General features: G+C 69.8%; 14 protein-coding genes. 7 read left to right on the top strand and 7 right to left on the bottom strand.

Annotated features, from left to right (window positions below):
* Nucleotides 1-2: 2 nt before the first annotated feature.
* Nucleotides 3-962 (bottom strand): ABC transporter permease, encoded by a 960-nt coding sequence (locus RMP09_RS10005; protein ID WP_310565836.1) that lies wholly within the window; start codon nucleotides 960-962, stop codon nucleotides 3-5.
* Nucleotides 963-1,162: 200 nt separating this feature from the next.
* On the bottom strand, nucleotides 1,163-2,146 hold the full coding sequence (locus RMP09_RS10000; protein ID WP_310565835.1) for a sugar ABC transporter substrate-binding protein: 984 nt from the start codon (nucleotides 2,144-2,146) through the stop codon (nucleotides 1,163-1,165).
* Nucleotides 2,147-2,291: 145 nt separating this feature from the next.
* Between RMP09_RS10000 and RMP09_RS09995 the strand changes: the two genes are divergently transcribed.
* The 7 genes from RMP09_RS09995 (at nucleotide 2,292) to RMP09_RS09965 (ending at nucleotide 10,298) form a co-directional block, all read left to right on the top strand.
* The gene (locus tag RMP09_RS09995; RefSeq protein ID WP_310565834.1) at nucleotides 2,292-3,326 is read left to right on the top strand and encodes a PfkB family carbohydrate kinase; all 1,035 of its coding nucleotides are present in this window, start codon (nucleotides 2,292-2,294) and stop codon (nucleotides 3,324-3,326) included.
* A gap of 108 nt (nucleotides 3,327-3,434) precedes the next feature.
* On the top strand, nucleotides 3,435-4,907 hold the full coding sequence (gene zwf, locus RMP09_RS09990) for a glucose-6-phosphate dehydrogenase (protein WP_310565833.1): 1,473 nt from the start codon (nucleotides 3,435-3,437) through the stop codon (nucleotides 4,905-4,907).
* A gap of 2 nt (nucleotides 4,908-4,909) precedes the next feature.
* Nucleotides 4,910-5,614, top strand: a complete 705-nt coding sequence (gene pgl / locus RMP09_RS09985; protein ID WP_310565832.1) for a 6-phosphogluconolactonase — start codon at nucleotides 4,910-4,912, stop codon at nucleotides 5,612-5,614.
* Nucleotides 5,615-5,736: 122 nt separating this feature from the next.
* On the top strand, nucleotides 5,737-7,563 hold the full coding sequence (edd, locus tag RMP09_RS09980) for a phosphogluconate dehydratase (protein WP_310565831.1): 1,827 nt from the start codon (nucleotides 5,737-5,739) through the stop codon (nucleotides 7,561-7,563).
* A gap of 20 nt (nucleotides 7,564-7,583) precedes the next feature.
* Complete coding sequence (gene eda, locus RMP09_RS09975) at nucleotides 7,584-8,219, top strand: bifunctional 4-hydroxy-2-oxoglutarate aldolase/2-dehydro-3-deoxy-phosphogluconate aldolase (RefSeq protein WP_310565830.1); 636 nt, start codon at nucleotides 7,584-7,586, stop codon at nucleotides 8,217-8,219.
* A gap of 118 nt (nucleotides 8,220-8,337) precedes the next feature.
* Nucleotides 8,338-9,933, top strand: coding sequence for a glucose-6-phosphate isomerase (pgi, locus tag RMP09_RS09970; protein ID WP_310565829.1), 1,596 nt, complete (start codon nucleotides 8,338-8,340; stop codon nucleotides 9,931-9,933).
* The gene (locus RMP09_RS09965; RefSeq protein ID WP_310565828.1) at nucleotides 9,933-10,298 is read left to right on the top strand and encodes a methylglyoxal synthase; all 366 of its coding nucleotides are present in this window, start codon (nucleotides 9,933-9,935) and stop codon (nucleotides 10,296-10,298) included. Before pgi ends, RMP09_RS09965 begins: the two co-directional genes overlap by 1 nt.
* Before the next feature lie 14 nt (nucleotides 10,299-10,312).
* On the opposite strand, the gene RMP09_RS09960 is transcribed toward RMP09_RS09965, so the two are convergent.
* The 5 genes from RMP09_RS09960 to creD all read right to left on the bottom strand — a co-directional run bounded on the left by RMP09_RS09960 (nucleotide 10,313) and on the right by creD (nucleotide 16,529).
* Nucleotides 10,313-13,090: a PAS domain S-box protein gene (locus RMP09_RS09960; protein WP_310565827.1), complete on the bottom strand. Its 2,778-nt coding sequence runs from the start codon at nucleotides 13,088-13,090 to the stop codon at nucleotides 10,313-10,315.
* 381 nt (nucleotides 13,091-13,471) lie between these two features.
* On the bottom strand, nucleotides 13,472-14,221 hold the full coding sequence (locus RMP09_RS09955) for a hypothetical protein (RefSeq protein ID WP_310565826.1): 750 nt from the start codon (nucleotides 14,219-14,221) through the stop codon (nucleotides 13,472-13,474).
* On the bottom strand, nucleotides 14,218-14,595 hold the full coding sequence (locus RMP09_RS09950) for a hypothetical protein (RefSeq protein WP_310565825.1): 378 nt from the start codon (nucleotides 14,593-14,595) through the stop codon (nucleotides 14,218-14,220). The genes RMP09_RS09955 and RMP09_RS09950 overlap by 4 nt, the downstream gene beginning before the upstream one ends.
* Nucleotides 14,596-14,743: 148 nt before the next feature.
* A complete protein-coding gene (locus RMP09_RS24080; RefSeq protein ID WP_409559708.1) occupies nucleotides 14,744-15,073 on the bottom strand; it encodes a metal-dependent hydrolase in 330 nt (109 codons plus the stop codon).
* A gap of 94 nt (nucleotides 15,074-15,167) precedes the next feature.
* Nucleotides 15,168-16,529: a cell envelope integrity protein CreD gene (creD, locus tag RMP09_RS09945; protein ID WP_310565824.1), complete on the bottom strand. Its 1,362-nt coding sequence runs from the start codon at nucleotides 16,527-16,529 to the stop codon at nucleotides 15,168-15,170.
* Nucleotides 16,530-16,792: the final 263 nt, after the last annotated feature.

The following is a 16,792-nucleotide window of genomic DNA, read 5'->3' as shown; positions in this document are numbered from 1 at the left end:
GATCAGCGAGCTCCCTTGCGAGACAGTTGGTCCACGGTCACGGCGATGATCACCAGGATGCCGGTGATCAGCACCTGGTACACCGACGAGACACCCATGAGCGTCAGGCCGTTGCGCAGCACGCCCACCACGATGGCGCCCACCAGGGAGCCGAGGATCATGCCGCGGCCACCGAACAGGCTGGTGCCGCCCAGCACCACGGCGGTGATGGCGTCCAGGTTTTCGGTCTGGCCGGCGTTGGGGTCGCCCACTTCGGTGCGCGCCACCAGCAGCACCGAGGCGATGCCGTAGAAGATGCCGGCCAGCACGTAGACCCACAGCAGCACGCGGTCGGTCGGGATGCCGACCAGGCGCGTCGCCTCGGGGCTGTTGCCCACGGCGTAGATGTGGCGGCCCGAGGCCGTCTCGCGCAGCCAGAACCAGGCGCCCAGGTACAGCAGCACCATCAGCACGGTGCCGTAGGCGACCGGCGTGCCGGCGATGTCGAAGGTGCCGCCCAGGGCGATCATGAAGGGCGGCAGGTCGGAGACGGTCTGCGCACCCGAGTACAGCTGCGTGATCGCAAAGGCGATGTTCATCGTGCCCAGGGTCACGATGAAGGACGGCAGCTTGATGCGCGTGACCAGCAGGCCGTTGATGAGGCCAAAACCGGCCGTCACGCCGATGCCGCAGAGCATGGCCAGCGGCGCGGGCATGCCCAGCTCGACCGCGAATTTGGTCATCACGATGCTGCCCAGGGCCATGACCATGCCGCAGGACAGGTCGATGCCGGCGGTCAGGATGACCAGGGTCTGGCCGATGGCGATGACGCCCACCACCATGACCTGCTGCAGGATCAGCGCGAAGTTCGCGCCGGTGAAAAAGTTGTCGGTCGTCATGCCAAAGATGGCACAGGCGATCGCGAGGGCAATGAAGGGCCCCATCTGACTGATGGGAGGCAACCTGTCCTTGAAAGAGCTCATGGCGAGATCCCCGGAAGAAAGCAAAAGGGAAAAGAAAAGGGCACCCTGGCCGCGCCGGGACGCGTGGGTCCCGGTTCAGAGGGGCGCCCCTGGCGCCGGATCGGCGAAAGAAAGACGAGCCGGCGCCGGACCGCCCCGGGCCGGATCAGCTTCCCTGGCGAGAAACCGACCCGTGAAGCGGCCGAGCGCGCAGGCTCAGATCACTTCTTGTCGCCCCAGCACAGGTCGGTACCGATCTTGACGTCCTTGCTGTCCACACCGGCCACGGCCTTGCTGGCGATCAGGGTCACGCCGGTGTCGACGTAGCCCGAGGCCTTCTTGCCGCCCTTGGCGTATTCCACGCCAGCGGCCACGCCCATGGCGGCCATCTTCAGCGGGTACTGCTGGCTGGTGGCGGCGATCACGCCCTTGCCCACGTCGGCCACACCGGCACAGCCACCGTCCACCGAGACGATGATCACGCCCTTGTCCTTGCCGGCTTTCTTCAGCGCGTTGAAGGCGCCGGCGGCGGCGGGTTCGTTGATGGTGTAGACCACGTTGATGGCCGGGTCCTTCTGCAGGCAGTTCTCCATCGCGGTCTGGCCCTTGGCCTGGTTGCCGTCGGTGTCGGCGGCGCAGACGGTCTCGGCGGTGGACGACAGTTCGTTGGACTTGGCGTCGTTGGCCTTCAGACCAAAGCCGTTCATGAAACCGTTGTGGCGCTGGGCGCCGACCGGGTGGCCGGGGAACAGGTCCAGCATGGCGATCTTGGCGGGCTTGCCACCCAGCGCGGCCTTGGCGTACTGGCCGATCAGGATGCCGGCCTTGTAGTTGTCGGTGGCGAACAGGGCGTCGGCGCCGTTGAAGGGGCTGTCCAGGGCGATGACCTGCACGCCCTTGGCCTGGGCCTTCTTGACGGCGGGGATGATGGCGTCGCCCGAGGACGTGATCAGGATGGTCTTGGCGCCGGCGGTGACCATGTTCTCGATGGCGGTGATCTGGGCGGCGGTGTCGCCGTCCTTCTTGCCGGCGGCGGTCATCAGCTTGGCGCCCAGCTTCTTGGCTTCCGCCTGCGCGCCTTCCTTCATCTTGACGAAGAAGGGGTTGGTTTCGGTCTTGGTGATCAGGCCGATCACGGGCTCGGCGGCGAAGGACGAACCAGCGGCCAGGGCCAGGGCGGTGAAGGCGAAAGCGATTTTTTTCACAGGGAGTCTCCTCAGGAGGATGGATGGAATCAGACGTTGTAGAACCAGGCTTCTCTGCCACCGGGACCTCGGGTTTCCACGAAGCCGACAACAAAGTGGCTGAACTATATTTGCGAACTGGTTAATAAATCAACTGGATTTAATTATGGTTTTCCCTAGCCCCACCCCCACATCCCAAGCCCCCAACAGCCCGATCACCGTCACCACCGCCGGCGAAGCCCTGATGGACATGATCCAGGAAGCCGACGGACGGCTGCGCCCCTGCGACGGCGGCGCCGTCTACAACCTCACCCGGGCGCTGGGCCTGCAGGGCGTGGGCACGCTCTACCTCAACCCGCTCTCGCAAGACCGCTTCGGCCGTGGCCTGGCCCGCGCCATTGCGGCCGCCCGCGTCACCCTGGCCCACCCCGCGCCGGCGCACGAACCCACTTCGCTGGCCGTGGTCAGCCTCGACGAGGCCGGCAAGGCCAGCTACAGCTTCTACCGCGAGGGCGTGGCCGACCGCCAGGTGGACGCCGCGACGATGACGGCGCAGTGCGCCGCGCAACCGGCGCTGAAGATCGCCGTCACCGGCTGCCTGGCCCTGGTGGCCGACGACTCACACAAGTACCTGCCCTGGCTGCAGGCGCAGCGCGCGGCCGGCCGCCTGGTCGTGGTGGACGCCAACCTGCGCCCCGCCATCGTCCCGGACATGGCGGCCTACCAGGCCAGCGTCATGGCCGCGCTGGGCGAGGCCGACATCGTCAAGGTCAGCGACGACGACCTGCACATCCTTGGCTTCAACAACCCCGACCCGCTGGTCGCCGCGCGCGCCCTGCTGGCCCAGACGCCGGCGCGCTGGCTGGCCCTGACCCTGGGCGCCCAGGGCGCGGTCATCCTGGCGCGCGACGGCGGGGCCTGGCAGGCCGCCGAGTCGCAGCCGGTGAAGGTGGCCGACACCGTGGGCGCGGGCGACAGCTTCCTGGCCGGCCTGCTGGTCGCGCTGCTGGACCGCCCCGCCCTGCGCGCCGCGAAGACCGCGGCCGACCTGCGCCTGGACGCCAGCGACGTCGAAGACCTGCTGGCCAACGCCATCGCCTGCGCCAGCCTGTGCGTGATGGAGACCGGCTGCGTGCCGCCCACTCGGGAACAGGTCCTGCAACGCCTGTCGGCGGGCCGCCCCAGCTTCCGGGCACTCTGACCCGGCGACCGGCGGCAACACCCCGCTGCCAGCGGGGTGGGTGCAAAAAGTACCCGCCATGTAACTTAATTACCATAAACTCCGCCCACCAAAGTAACCATCACCGCCATGGCCACACCTTCGCCCTCCCCCGCTGCCGCGCCGCTGGACCTCGTCATCTTCGGAGGCGTGGGCGACCTGTCGGTGCGCAAGCTGCTGCCTGCGCTGTACATGGCGCACCTGCACAACAACCTGCCCGAGCAGACCCGCATCCACGCCCTGGGCCGCCAGAGCTGGGACCGCGCCGCCTTCCTGCACTTCATCCAGGAAAAGGTGCGCGGCTTCATCGGTGAGAAGGCCTACACCGACGAGGCCTGGGCCTCCTTCGTGCGCCGCCTCACCTATGTCTGCATCGACGCCACCGAACCGGCCAGCTTCCTGGGCCTCAAGGCCGAGATGCAGCCCGGCTCCGACCGCGTGTACTACCTGGCCACCGCGCCCAGCCTGTTCGTGGACATCTGCGCCAACCTCTCGGGCGCCGGCCTGATCGACGAACGCTCGCGCGTGGTGCTGGAAAAACCCCTGGGCCACGACCTGGCCTCGGCGCAGCAGATCAACAACGACGTCGCGCAGTACTTCCAGGAACACCAGGTCTTCCGGATCGACCACTACCTGGGCAAAGAGACGGTGCAGAACCTGATGGTGCTGCGCTTTGGCAACAGCATCTTCGAACCGCTGTGGCGCAGCCCGCAGATCAAGAGCATCCAGATCACCGTGGCCGAGAGCGTGGGCGTGGGCAGCCGCGCCGGCTTCTATGACGGCACCGGCGCCATGCGCGACATGGTGCAAAACCACTTGCTGCAGCTGCTGTGCATCGTGGCCATGGAGCCGCCCGTCTCGCTGGACCCGGACGCCGTGCGCGACGAAAAGCTCAAGGTGCTGCGCTCGCTGCGCCCCATGACGGTGGCCGACGTCGCCAAGGACACGGTGCGCGGCCAGTACAGCGCCGGCGCCTCGGGCGGCGAAGCCGCCGCGGGCTACCTGCAGGAAGAGAACATCCCCGAAGACAGCGGCACCGAAACCTTCGTCGCGCTCAAGGCCCACATCAACAACTGGCGCTGGGCCAACGTGCCCATCTTCCTGCGCACCGGCAAGCGCATGGCGGCGCGCCAGTCCGAAATCGTCATCGAATTCGCCGAACTGCCCTTCACCATCTTCAACGACTCGGCCCACAAGTCGGTCAACCGACTGCTGATCCGCCTGCAGCCGGAAGAACACATCCAGCTGCAGATGATGGCCAAGGAACCCGGCAGCGGCATGAAGCTGCGCCCGGTGAGCCTGAACCTGGACCTGGAATCGGCCTTCACCGGCCGCCGCGCCGAGGCCTACGAACGCCTGCTGATCGACGTCATCAAAGGGCGCCTGACGCACTTCATGCGCCGCGACGAACTGGAAGCCGCCTGGGCCTGGGTCGAACCCATCATCGACGGCTGGCAGCAGCTGGGCGAGAAGCCCAAGGCCTACACGGCCGGCAGCTGGGGCCCGGCCGCGTCGTCGGCGCTGATGGCGCGCGAAGGCTCTTCGTGGGTTGAGGAATCCTGAACATGGCGGTGACCGAACACACCGGCGCCACCCCGGCCGCCATCGCCGCGCACGTGGCCGATGCGCTGCGCGCCGCCATCGCCGCGCGCGGCCAGGCCAGCCTGGCGGTTTCGGGCGGCAAGTCGCCCATTCCCATGTTCGAAGCCCTGCGCGAGCAGGACCTGGACTGGGCCAAGGTCACCGTGGTGCTGGTGGACGAACGCGTGGTGCCGCGCGACCACGAGGCCAGCAACACCGCCCTGGTCACCCGCCACCTGCTGCAGGGCCGGGCGGCGCAAGCCCGCTTCCTGCCTTTCTTCCGCGAACTCGCCACCGTGTTCAACGCCGAGGTGCTCGACGCCCTGGTGCGCGACGCCAGCGAGCGCATCGCCCCCCTGCCCTGGCCGCTGGACGTGGCCGTGCTCGGCATGGGCGAGGACGCGCACACCGCGTCGCTCTTCCCCGGTGCGCCGGGTTATGCCCGCGCCATCGCCACCGACGATCGCCTGGCCTGGGTGGTGCCCGAACAGGCGCCCATCCCGGCGCCGCACGCGCGCCTGAGTTTCACCCTGCACGCGCTGCTGCAAACGCGCGAACTGCTGCTGTCCATCGGCGGCGCAAGCAAGCTCGCCGTCTACCGCCGCGCGGCTGAAAAAGCCGATCCGACGCAACCCATTTCCCTGGTTCTGAATCAAACACAGGCGCCGGTCAGCGTCTGGATCGGATGAACAAGACCACCCCCGTCGCTGACCCGCTGCGCACAGCCGCATCCCCCCTCAAGGGGGTGACACCGGCGGCCTGGCCAAGCCCGTTCGGCGGTGTTCCAGAACAAAGCCACTGAAAGCACACGATGACTGACATCCACGACACCCTCGCCCGCGTCACGCAACGCATCATCGACCGCAGCCGCGGCCCGCGCGGCCAGTACCTGGCCAGCATGGACGCCCAGGCCCGCGCCGGCAAAACCCAGCGCGCCGGCATGGGCTGCGCCAACATGGCCCACACCACCGCCGCCCTGCCCGCGGCCGACAAGCTGGTCATCCACGCCGAACGCGCACCGCACGTGGGCATCGTCAACGCCTACAACGACATGCTCTCGGCCCACCAGCCCTACGAGCACTACCCCGAGCTGCTGCGCGGCCACGCCCGCGCCATCGGCGCCACGGCGCAGGTGGCCAGCGGCGTGCCCGCCATGTGCGACGGCGTCACCCAGGGCGCCGAGGGCATGGAGCTCTCGCTGTTCTCGCGCGACGTGATCGCCCTGGCCACCGCCGTGGGCCTGTCGCACAAGGTGTTCGACGCCGCCCTCATGCTGGGCGTGTGCGACAAGATCGTGCCCGGCCTGTTCATGGGCGCGGTGCAGTTCGGCCACCTGAGCACCGTGTTCGTGCCCGCCGGCCCCATGACCAGCGGCCTGTCCAACGACGCCAAGGCCAAGGTGCGCCAGCAGTACGCGCAGGGCCTGGTCGGCCGCGACGCGCTGCTGGAGAGCGAGGCCTCGGCCTACCACGCGCCCGGCACCTGCACCTTCTACGGCACCGCCAACAGCAACCAGATGCTGATGGAAATCATGGGCCTGCACCTGCCCGGTTCGTCCTTTGTCAACCCGGGCACGCCGCTGCGCGAAGCCCTGACCAAGGCGGCCATGGAACGCGCCGTGGCCAACACCGGCAAGACCGGCCAGAGCACGATCCGCCTGGCCGACGTGGTGACCGAGAAGTCCGTCGTCAACGGCATCATCGGCCTGCTGGCCACCGGCGGTTCGACCAACCACACCATCCACCTGATCGCCATGGCGCGCGCCGCCGGCGTGCTGATCGACTGGGACGACTTCGCCGAACTCTCCGGCGTCATCCCGCTGCTGGCCCGCGTCTACCCCAACGGCAAGGCCGACGTGAACCACTTCCAGGCCGCGGGCGGCATGGGCTTCCTCATGCGCGAGCTGCTGGCCGCCGGCCTGCTGCACGGCGACGTGACCACCGTCATGGGCACGGGCCTGGCCGCCTACACGCAGGAACCCTGGCTGGACAACGGCGCGCTGGCCTGGCGCCCGGTGCCCGCCGCCAGCGGCGACACCAGCGTGCTGCGCCCGGTGAGCGAACCCTTCAGCGCCGACGGCGGCCTGCGCCTGCTGCAGGGCAACCTGGGCCGCAGCGTGGTCAAGGTCTCGGCCGTCGCCCCTGAGCACCGCGTGGTGCGCGCGCCCGCCGTGGTGGTGCACGACCAGGCCGACCTGCTGGCCCTGTTCAACGCCGGGAAGATCAACCGGGACCTGATCGCCGTGGTGCGTTACCAGGGCCCGCGCGCCAACGGCATGCCCGAACTGCACAAGCTCACGCCCCCGCTGGCCGTGCTGCAGGACCAGGGCTTCAAGGTCGCCCTGGTCACCGACGGCCGCATGAGCGGCGCCTCGGGCAAGGTGCCGGCCGCCATCCACCTCAGCCCCGAAGCGCTGGCCGACGGCCCGATCGCCCGCGTGATGGACGGCGACATGATCACGCTGGACTGCGAACGCGGCGTGCTGGAAGTGGAGGTCGATGCCGCCACCTTCGCGGCCCGCCCGATCCACCACCCCAGCCTGGAACACAACGCCCACGGCACCGGCCGCGAGCTGTTTGGCCTGTTCCGCGCCCACGCCAGCACGGCCGAGTCCGGCGCTTCCCCCCTGTTCGGCTGATCCCTTTTCGGACACACACCATGCCCACCACCTGTTTCACCCGCCCCGCTTTCCAGTCCCGCGTCGTCCCGGTCATCGTGCTGCAGGACCCGGCCCACGCCGTGCCGCTGGCGCACGCCCTGCTCGAAGGCGGCATCGACGTCATGGAAATCACCCTGCGGTCCGACGCCGCGCTCAAGGCCATCGAGGCCGTGGCCAAGGCCGTGCCGCAGATGCACACCGGCGCCGGCACCGTCACCCGCGTGGGCGAGGTGCAGCAGGTCATCGACGCGGGCGCCACCTTCGCGCTCTCGCCCGGCTGCACCGACAAGCTGGTCAGCGCCGTCAAGGCCGCCAAACTGCCCTTCATCCCCGGCGTGATGACGCCCGGCGAGGTGATGCACCGCCGCGAACAGGGTTTCACGCTCATGAAGCTGTTCCCCGCCGCGCAGGCCGGCGGCCTGGGCATGCTCAAGGCCCTGGGCGCGCCCATCCCCGACGTGGCGTTCTGCCCCACCGGCGGCGTCAGCCCCGAGAACCTCAAAGACTTCCTGAAACTGCCCAACGTGGCCATGGCCGGTGGCAGCTGGCTGACCCCGGCCGACGCGCTGGCAGCGGGTGACTGGAAGAAGATCACACAGCTGGCCAAGGAAGCCACCGCCATCGCCAACGGATAAGCTCCCCCCGCGCCGCTGCGCGCCCCCCCAAGGGGCGGCGCCTGCGGCCCGGCACAGCCGGTTCCGCGGCACCCTGGCCGCTGTCCATCTCCACCGACCCGAACTTCAGGAACCTCACATGTCCGTGAACGCTTCCCCCACCACCTTCCCCGCCTGGCAGAGCCTCGCCCAGCTCGCCGCCCTGCCCCAGCCGCACCTGCGCGAACGCCTGACCCAGCCCGGCCGCAGCGCCATGCAGGCCGCCGCCGACGGCACCGGCATTCGCGTCGACTTCACCCGCCAGGCCTTCGACGGCGCCATTCAGGCGGCCCTGCTGCAACTGGCCCGCGAAGCCGGCGTGGAAGCGCAGCGCGACGCCATGTTCGCGGGCGAGGTCATCAACACCAGCGAACAGCGCGCGGTGCTGCACGTGGCCCTGCGCGGCACGCCCGGCGCCACCGGCAACGACGCGCCCTGGGGTGCAGAGATCCAGCGGCTGGTGCAGGCCGAACTGGACCGCGTCTGCGCCTTCGCCGACCGCGTGCGCGCGGGTGACGTGAAGAGCAGCACCGGTGCTGTCTTCACCGACGTGGTGAACATCGGCATCGGCGGATCGGACCTGGGCCCGCGCATGGCGGCCGACGCGCTGGCCCCGCTGTGCAGCGACGGCCAGACCGGATTGCGGGTGCACTTCGTCAGCAACCCCGACGCCTGGGCGCTGCACAGCACGCTGCGCAATCTGGACCCGGCCACCACGATGGTGATCGTCGCCAGCAAGACCTTCACCACGCAGGAAACCATGACCAACGCCGCCAGCGCCCGCCGCTGGCTGGAAGACGGCGGCATCGCAGGCAGCAAGCAGAGCGCGCACCTGGTTGCCATCACCGCCGCGCCGCAGAAGTCTGGCGCCGCCGGCTATCCCGAAGAACACACCTTCACCTTCTGGGACTGGGTCGGCGGCCGCTACTCCGTCTGGTCCGCGCTGGGCATGCCGCTAGCGCTGGCCATCGGCGCGAAGGCTTTCCGCGAGTTCCTGGCCGGCGGCCAGGCCATGGACGCGCACTTCCGCAGCGCGCCCCTTGAGCAGAACCTGCCCGTCATCCTCGCGATGAGTGGCGTGTGGAACCGCAACTTCCTCAACTGCCCGACGCAGCTGCTCTCGTGCTACCCCAGCCGTCTGGTGCGCTTTGCGCCCTTCGTGCAGCAAATGGACATGGAAAGCAACGGCAAACGCACCCGCAAGGACGGCCAGCCCGCCGACACCGGCACCGGCCCCATCCTCTGGGGCGGCCTGGGCATCGACGGCCAGCACGCCTACTTCCAGCTGCTGCACCAGGGCACGCACCGCGTGCCGGTGGAATTCGTCGGTGTGGAAACCGAAGACACGGCCCTGCCGCTGGCGGCCGAGCACCACCGCGTGGTCAACCTCAACCTGCGCGCCCAGTCGCAGGCCCTGGCCGTGGGCCGCAGCCCGGCCGACACGCTCAAAGCGTTGATGGCCGAAGGCCAGACCGCCGAGCAGGCCGAGCCCTTCGTGAGCCAGCGCAGCTTCGCCGGCGACGTGCCCAACAGCGTGCTCTGGATCGACCAGCTGACCCCGCACCGCCTGGGCGCGCTGATCGCGCTGTACGAACACAAGGTGTTTGTGCAGGCCGCGATCTGGGGCATCAACGCCTATGACCAGTGGGGTGTCGAACTCGGCAAAACCATGGCCAAGGCGATGGAACAAGCCTGATGCGCATCGCCCTCGTCGCCCACAACGGCAAGAAGGATCAGATGGTGGCCCTGGCCACCGAGTTCGCGCCCTTGCTGCGACAACACACGCTCATGGCCACCGGCACCACTGGCGGGCGCTTGCAGGACGAGGTCGGCCTGACGGTCGAGCGCCTGCTCAGCGGCCCGCTGGGCGGCGACCTGCAGATCGGCGCCCGGCTGTCCATGGGTGAGGTCGACGCGGTGGTCTTCCTGCGCGACCCCATGACCGCCCAGCCCCACGAGCCCGACATCAACGCCCTGGTGCGGGCCTGCGACGTGCACAACGTGCCCTGCGCGACGAACGTGGCGACGGCGCGGGTGTTGCTGGACAGCTTCTCCCGCTGAAGGGCCCGCCCGGCTCAGGCGGCGGACTTCTCCTGCCACCGCCCCGCCCGGGACGGCAGCACCACGGAAAACGTCGCCCCGTGGCCGGGCAGGCCCTGCGCGCTGATCTGCCCGCCGTGGCGCTGCACGATGCGCTGCACCGTGGCCAGCCCGATGCCGATGCCCGGAAACTCGTCCTGACGGTGCAGGCGCTGGAACGCGTTGAACAGGCGCCCCGCGTGGGCCATGTCGAAACCGGCACCGTTGTCCGAGACACTGAAACCGGGTTGCCCGTTCACCTCGCAGGCGTGCACCCGGATCTTGGGCTGCGGCGTCGCGCCGGTGTACTTCCAGGCGTTGTCGAGCAGGTTGTCCACCACGCTGGCGATCAGGCGCTCGTCGCCCCGCACCACCAGGCCCTGCTCGACCTCCACCGCCACACGGCGCGTCGGGTCCGCGGCCGCCAGTTCGGCCAGATGCCGCTGGGCCTGCGCCGACACGTCGACCCGATCCCAGCGCAATTCGCCACGCGTGCTGCGTGAGAGCGTCAGCAAGCCCTCGACCAGATCGCTCATCTTGCGGCTGGCCAGCACGATCTGCTTGATGAACAGTCGGGCTTCCTGGGGCAAAGCGGCGGCGTGGTCTTCCAGGAGCACGCCGGAATAGCCGGTGATCGCGCGCAGCGGTGCGCGCAGGTCGTGCGAGACGGCGTAGGCAAAGGTCTCCAGTTCCTGGTTGGCCAGGGTGAGTTCGGCGGTGCGTTCGGCGACCCGGGCTTCGAGCGTGGCATTGAGTTCCCGCAGGGCGGCCTCGGCCACCTTGATCGCGTCGATGTCGGTGTGGGTGCCCAGCAAGCGCAGTGCGCGACCGTCGGGGGTGCGCCCCTGCACCTTGCCCAGCGAAAGGATCCACTTCCAGCCGCCATCCCGCGTGCGCTGGCGGAACTCGACGCGGTATTCGGGCAGATCGCCCGCCACGCAGGCCTCGAAGGCCTGGTACACCGAAGTCCGGTCCTCCGGGTGCATGCGCTCGCGCCACGCCGCGCTGGTCTCCTGGAAGGTGGCGGCGTCGTACCCCAGCATGGTGGCGTACTCAGGGCTGACCTGGGCAACGCCGGTGCTCAGGTCCAGGTCGTACAGGCCCTGGCTGGCGGCCGACAGGGCCAGCCGCAAGCGCTCCTCGCTCTCGCGCAGCGCCCGCTCGGCGGCACGGCTCTCGCGGATGTCGTGCAGGATGGTGGAGAAGTACAGCGGCTGGCCCTGCGCATCCTTGTGGCTGAGGATGAGCTGCGCCACCGGAATGTCCTGACCGTCCGGTCCTCGCACCGCGGTCTCGCCCGCCCAGCGGCCCTCGCGGCTGGCCGTCTGCAGGCCCTGGCCCAGAATGATGTCGACGGCCCACTGGGGGTGCACGTCGGCGATCATCGCCGGCAAAGGGTCTTCCGGGCCGATGCCCAGCATCGCGCGCCCCGCGGTGTTCAGGTAGATCACGCGCCCGTCGGGATCGGCCATGCCGACCCCGTCGCCGGTGGCTTCCAGAATGGAGGCCAGTCGCTGGCGCTCCTGTTCGGCCAGCACGCGGTGGGTGATGTCGCGGTCGACCCCCTGGAATCCGTGCAGCGCGCCCTGGGCGTCGAACACGGGCACACCGTTGGACTCCAGCACGCGGTAGCCGCCGTCCCGGTGTCGCCACCGGATGAGCACGTTGCGCCAGCCGGTCCCGCGCGCACGGGATTCCCGGTTCGTGGCGCCGAACAGGGCGAGGTCGTCCGGATGGACCAGCGTCGCAGCGTCGAGCGCCAGGAACTCGTGGACCCGAAGGCCCAGGATCGCCGTGATGCCCGGATTGCTGTAGGTGTGGCGGCCGTGCAGGTCCTGCTCCCAGATCCAGTCGACGGAGTTTTCGGCCAGGTTGCGAAAGCGCTGCTCGCTGTCACCCAAGGCGAGCGTCTGCCGCGCCACCTCGCGCCGCAGCAGCGCCAGAAAGCCCAGGGCCAGCAACAGCAGCCCGACCAGGGCCGCCAGCCCCCACCAGAAGGCGAGCGGCACGCGCGGGGTCGCGGCCTGCAGGCCCCATCGGGCCAGCGTCTGGAAGTAGAACGAATCCGCGTCGTTCTGCCAGGCGTCCAGCCGGGCGTCGATGGCGGCCAGCAGGTCGGCGTTGCGGCCTTTGTCGACCGCGAAATACAGCTTGCTGGGCAGAAACACCAGGCTGGTGGCGGTCAGCCCGTAGCGGCCGGCGGCCGCATCGCCCGAATAGCGGTTCGCGGCGACGGCATCGGCCGCGCCGGCGGCCACCATGCGGAACGCCTCGTCAAACGACTTCACCGGCACCAGCTCGGCGCGCAGCCCGAAGCTGTTGAGCAGGCCCGCCAGGTGCTCCTGCTGAACCGACCCATCGAGCACCGCCACGCGTTTGCCGTCCAGGTCGAGCACCGACTGCAAGGTGGCACCGGGTCGCCGGTACACCTGCGACCAGCTGGACAAGGCCGGGACTTGGTGGAAGTCAAAGCGCTGTGCCCGCGCGTCGCTGTAGGCCACGTCCGGCATCAGGTCGATGTGGCCCTCCTCCAGCAGCCGCAGGCAGCGCTCCCAGTCACACGGCATCGGGTCCAGCGTCCAGCCTTCCCGCCGGGCCATTTCGCTCAGCAGGTCGCCCAGAATGCCGCTGGGCTGCCCTTGTGACCCGACCAGCAGCTTGGGCGGGTTTTCGTAGACGCCCACGCGCACCACGCGCGGTGCGGCCTGCACGGCGCAGGTCACTTGTGCCGCGAACAGAAGCAGGGTCGTCAGACAGCGGGCATGCCAACGCATGCGGTCTCCTCAAGGCCAGGCACGTGCATCAGGAATGGGGACTGGACCGCCACGCGACCCAGATGCTGGGACGGGGCGAGCGGACTTCGGTCTCCGGGCGCCTCCAGTCACCCGATGGGGTGGTGAGCAGCGGATCCGAGAATATAGCCATGCCCGGCGCGCGCAGCGCGTTTGCCTTGCCGAAAACGCGCACCCGCCATGACCTTGCCGCCCCAGGTGCGGAAAATTCAACGCCGGCCACCGCCGGCGGTGGGGGCGGGGGCGGGCGCGAGGATGGGCCCGCGGCGGCAGGGGGGTGGCGGGTGATTGGCGAACACCGTGCTTCGGTCGCTGGCCGCGACAAGGCACACGGTGCCAGCGGGCCATCCCTCGACCGGGCCGCTACCCGGCGTGGCCCGGTGCCTGCAGCAGGCCCTTGGCCGCCTCGATGCGCAGCGCCAGCGGTGCGGCGGGGTCGTTCATGACCGCCAGCAGGAAGGCGCGCGGGTCCTCGTGCCGGCCCAGACCGGGGGCGGTGGCCGGCGCTCCGACGGCAGCGGCCGATCCGGCGGGCCGGGCGGCGGTGGACGGCGCGGGCGGCTCCGGCGGGTTCAGTGCCGCCCGCGCCCGGCGCAGCGGCGTGGCGGTGACCGAGCGCTGCCGCAGCAGCAAATCGGCCTGGGCGTCGCGACCGGGCTCGAAGTCCAGCGCCGGGTCGTCACCGAAGACCGCGGGCAGGTCAGGTGTGACGAAGGCGGCCCAGCGTTCGGGACCGGCCACGAACGGCGGGCAGACCGGCGGCGGTGCCGCCATGTCACCGGCCGCGGGCCAGGCGCGCAGCCGGTCGGCCCGCACGTCGGGCAGGTAGCGGCGCTGCAGCTGGGCCAGCAGCTGCGCGGCCTCGGCGCGGGGCAGCGGTTCGGCCAGCGACCACCACAGCTCGAAGGCGTCGGTGCCGTTGACGGCAATGGCCGGGGCGGGCCAGTCAAAGTCGGCCTGCACACCGCGCCACAGGGGTGCGAGCGTGGCCCAGTCGGCCGGGCTGTGCAGGGCCAGCACCAGGGTGCGCACCGGGGCGCCGGCGGCGCTGGGCAGGTGGCCCTGGGCGTCGGCGGCAAAAAGGCGTTGGTGTTCGGCGGTCAGGCGGCTCATGGGCGCATGTTAGCCCGCGCACGCGGGGCCAACAGCCCGGCGGCCAGCGCCTGCACGGCCTGGCGGCGGCGCTGGCGCTGGGCACGCGGGCGGTCGTCCTGGCCCGGCGGCATCGCCCCGGCGCAGACCGGCACCCCCGCGTGCGCCGGCCCCGTGGCGCGCCAACGGCGCCACAGCGGCCCCGCCAGGGCCAGCAGGCCCAGGGGCACGCCGATCCACTGCAGTTCCCACACCAGCCGCTCCAGCCCGAACAGGGGCGCGCCCCGCAGGGGGATGGGGCGCCAGGGCAGGCAGTGGCGCGCACCGTCCAGCGGCCAGAACCAGGCGTTGCAGATGCCGCGGTCGGTCAGGGCCTGTTCACCCTGTTTTTCCAAGATGCATTGCGAATCAAAAAAGCCATGCGCAAGGCGCGAAACGCAGCCGGGGTCGCCCCCCGGCAAGGCTTCGCAACGCCGCGCATGGCTTTTTTGGTCGCAACCCGAAGGGAATGGGCTGCAAACAGCGCCACTCTTCGTTGCGGTCCTAGGCCAGACGCCCAGTCTGGCCGTCGTCCCGCGCCTTGATTGGCGCTGTTTGCAGCCCATTCGCACTTGGAAAAACAGGGTGAACAGGCCCCAGCCCATCCAGCAGCGGGTGCGAGGCCGTGCTCAGCGCCAGGAAGGTGGCGGTGAGCCAGCGGCTGCGCAGCGGGTGGCGCCCGGCCAGCAGCGCACCGAGCGCGCCCACCAGCAAGGCGAAGCCGATGGAGTGGGTGAAGCCGCGGTGGCCGTAGGTGCCGCTGTAGGCGTCGATGTGCAGCAGGTAGAGCAGGAAGTCGGCGTCGGGCAGGACGCCGCAGGCCGCGCCGGCCAGCGCGAGCCGCCAGCCGATGCGCTACCGCCCGATGGCCACGGCCAGCGCCAGGGCGGGCGCACAGTGCAGGTAGGTTGCCATGGCGGGTGCGGCCTCAGGCGCGGGTGTCTTCGAAGCCGCGGCCGGCGGGTGCGGCGTCGCTGCTGCCCATGACGCTGTACCAGTCGATCTTGCGGGTGGCGACCATGATGGCGGCGAGCACCCCGAACAGCAGCAGCGAACCCATCATGAGGGCGTTGTCTTCGGACACGAGGATGCCGTAGAGCACACCGTACAGCGCGACCAGCAGGCCGCTCATGCCCAGGCCCGGGCCCCAGCCGCCGAGCACGTGGCGCAGGTAGTGGCCCAGCAGCGCGATGCAGCCGGCGCTGGCAATGCCGTAGGCGAGCGCAAAGTCCAGGTGTTCGGACAGCGAGAGCAGCAGCAGGAAGAACAGCACCAGCGCAGCGCCGATCATGAGGTACTGCATGGGGTGGATGCGCCAGCGCTTGACCATCTCCAGCACGAAGAAGGCGGCGAAGGTGAGCACGATGAACATGCCGGCGTACTTGGTGGCGCGTTCGGTGAGGCGATACACGTCCACCGGGTCGTCCAGGCCCACGGAAAACTGCTCCAGCGGCGGCACGTTGTCACCCTTCTGCGCGAACTGCGCCTGCGCCTGGCTGGAGAGCGAGGGCACGCGCCAGGTGGCTTCAAAGCCGCTGGCCGTCACGTTGCGGGTGCGCGGTAGAAAGTCGCCGCCGAAGCTGGGGTGCGGCCAGGGCGATGTGAGGGTGACGCTGTTTTCGTCGGCCAGCGGCACCCAGCCGATGCGGCCGGTGCCAGCCAGGTCGAACTTCAAGTCGAAGTCCAGCACGGCGCCGGGCTTGAGCTGGGCCAGGTCCACCTGGGCGGCCAGCGGCAGCGGCGCACTGGCCGGCCCCTGCCCCACCGGCAGCGCACGACCGGCCAGGCGCAGCATGGGCGCGGCGAGCAGGCCGCGTGCATCGCTCACGCCCATGAGCAGCAGCGGCTGGCCGAGGGCGATCTGGCCGCCGCGGTTTTTGGGGGTGATCTCGTTCCAGACGAAGCGACCGGTGCTGGCGTGCTGGCTGGTGTAGACCGTGACCGGGAAGATGCCGCGCCAGCGCGTTTCGGTGCCGAGCGTGCTTGTGGTCTCCAGCACTTTGGGAAACTGGATCGACACACGCTCTTCGCTCACCATCTCTTCGCGCGTTCCTCCGGCCTTTCCTTCCACCCTGACGGTGCGCAAGAAGGTCTCGGTGTAGGGCAGCCAGAGCACCGGACCGGTGATGGTCTGCGGCCCGGCATGGGCACGGGCCACTTCTTCGGTGGCGTCGTGCCGGTTGGCGGTGCGCTCGGCGATGACGTCGCGCACCAGTGCGAGGGGAATGGCCAGCAAGGCCATCAGGAAACCGATGAGCAGCAATTTGCTCAGCAAGGGGTATTTGTTCACTTCTCGCTCCAGGGTTGGGATGGAGCGATTCTTGAAAACACCTGTGCGCTACCCACGCAGGCGGTGTGAAGCGAGTGTGAAAGACCGGCACGGCCCGCCGGCACCCATCCGATTCGGCGCCGGGCCGCCCCAAGCCGAATCAGCCCCCGCGGGGGGCAGCGACCCGCGCAGCGGTGGAGCGTGGGGGCTCAGACCATCCGATTCGGCACTGGGCCGCCCCAAGCCGAATCAACCCCCGCGGGGGGCAGCGACCCGCGCAGCGG

The sequence above is a fragment of the Hydrogenophaga sp. genome (genome assembly GCF_031426985.1).
Classification (GTDB): Bacteria; Pseudomonadota; Gammaproteobacteria; order Burkholderiales; family Burkholderiaceae_C; genus Hydrogenophaga.
Note: the sequence above shows the minus strand (reverse complement) of the source record. Positions and strands in the feature narration are given on the sequence as shown.

What these genes read in the sequence shown, in the direction of transcription:
- RMP09_RS10005 (WP_310565836.1), bottom strand. Translation starts at nt 962, where the DNA reads ATGAGCTCTTTCAAGGACAGGTTGCCTCCCATCAGTCAGATGGGGCCC.
- RMP09_RS09995 (WP_310565834.1), top strand. Translation starts at nt 2,292, where the DNA reads ATGGTTTTCCCTAGCCCCACCCCCACATCCCAAGCCCCCAACAGCCCG.
- zwf (WP_310565833.1), top strand. Translation starts at nt 3,435, where the DNA reads ATGGCCACACCTTCGCCCTCCCCCGCTGCCGCGCCGCTGGACCTCGTC.
- pgl (WP_310565832.1), top strand. Translation starts at nt 4,910, where the DNA reads ATGGCGGTGACCGAACACACCGGCGCCACCCCGGCCGCCATCGCCGCG.
- edd (WP_310565831.1), top strand. Translation starts at nt 5,737, where the DNA reads ATGACTGACATCCACGACACCCTCGCCCGCGTCACGCAACGCATCATC.
- eda (WP_310565830.1), top strand. Translation starts at nt 7,584, where the DNA reads ATGCCCACCACCTGTTTCACCCGCCCCGCTTTCCAGTCCCGCGTCGTC.
- pgi (WP_310565829.1), top strand. Translation starts at nt 8,338, where the DNA reads ATGTCCGTGAACGCTTCCCCCACCACCTTCCCCGCCTGGCAGAGCCTC.
- RMP09_RS09965 (WP_310565828.1), top strand. Translation starts at nt 9,933, where the DNA reads ATGCGCATCGCCCTCGTCGCCCACAACGGCAAGAAGGATCAGATGGTG.
- RMP09_RS09960 (WP_310565827.1), bottom strand. Translation starts at nt 13,090, where the DNA reads ATGCGTTGGCATGCCCGCTGTCTGACGACCCTGCTTCTGTTCGCGGCA.
- RMP09_RS09955 (WP_310565826.1), bottom strand. Translation starts at nt 14,221, where the DNA reads ATGAGCCGCCTGACCGCCGAACACCAACGCCTTTTTGCCGCCGACGCC.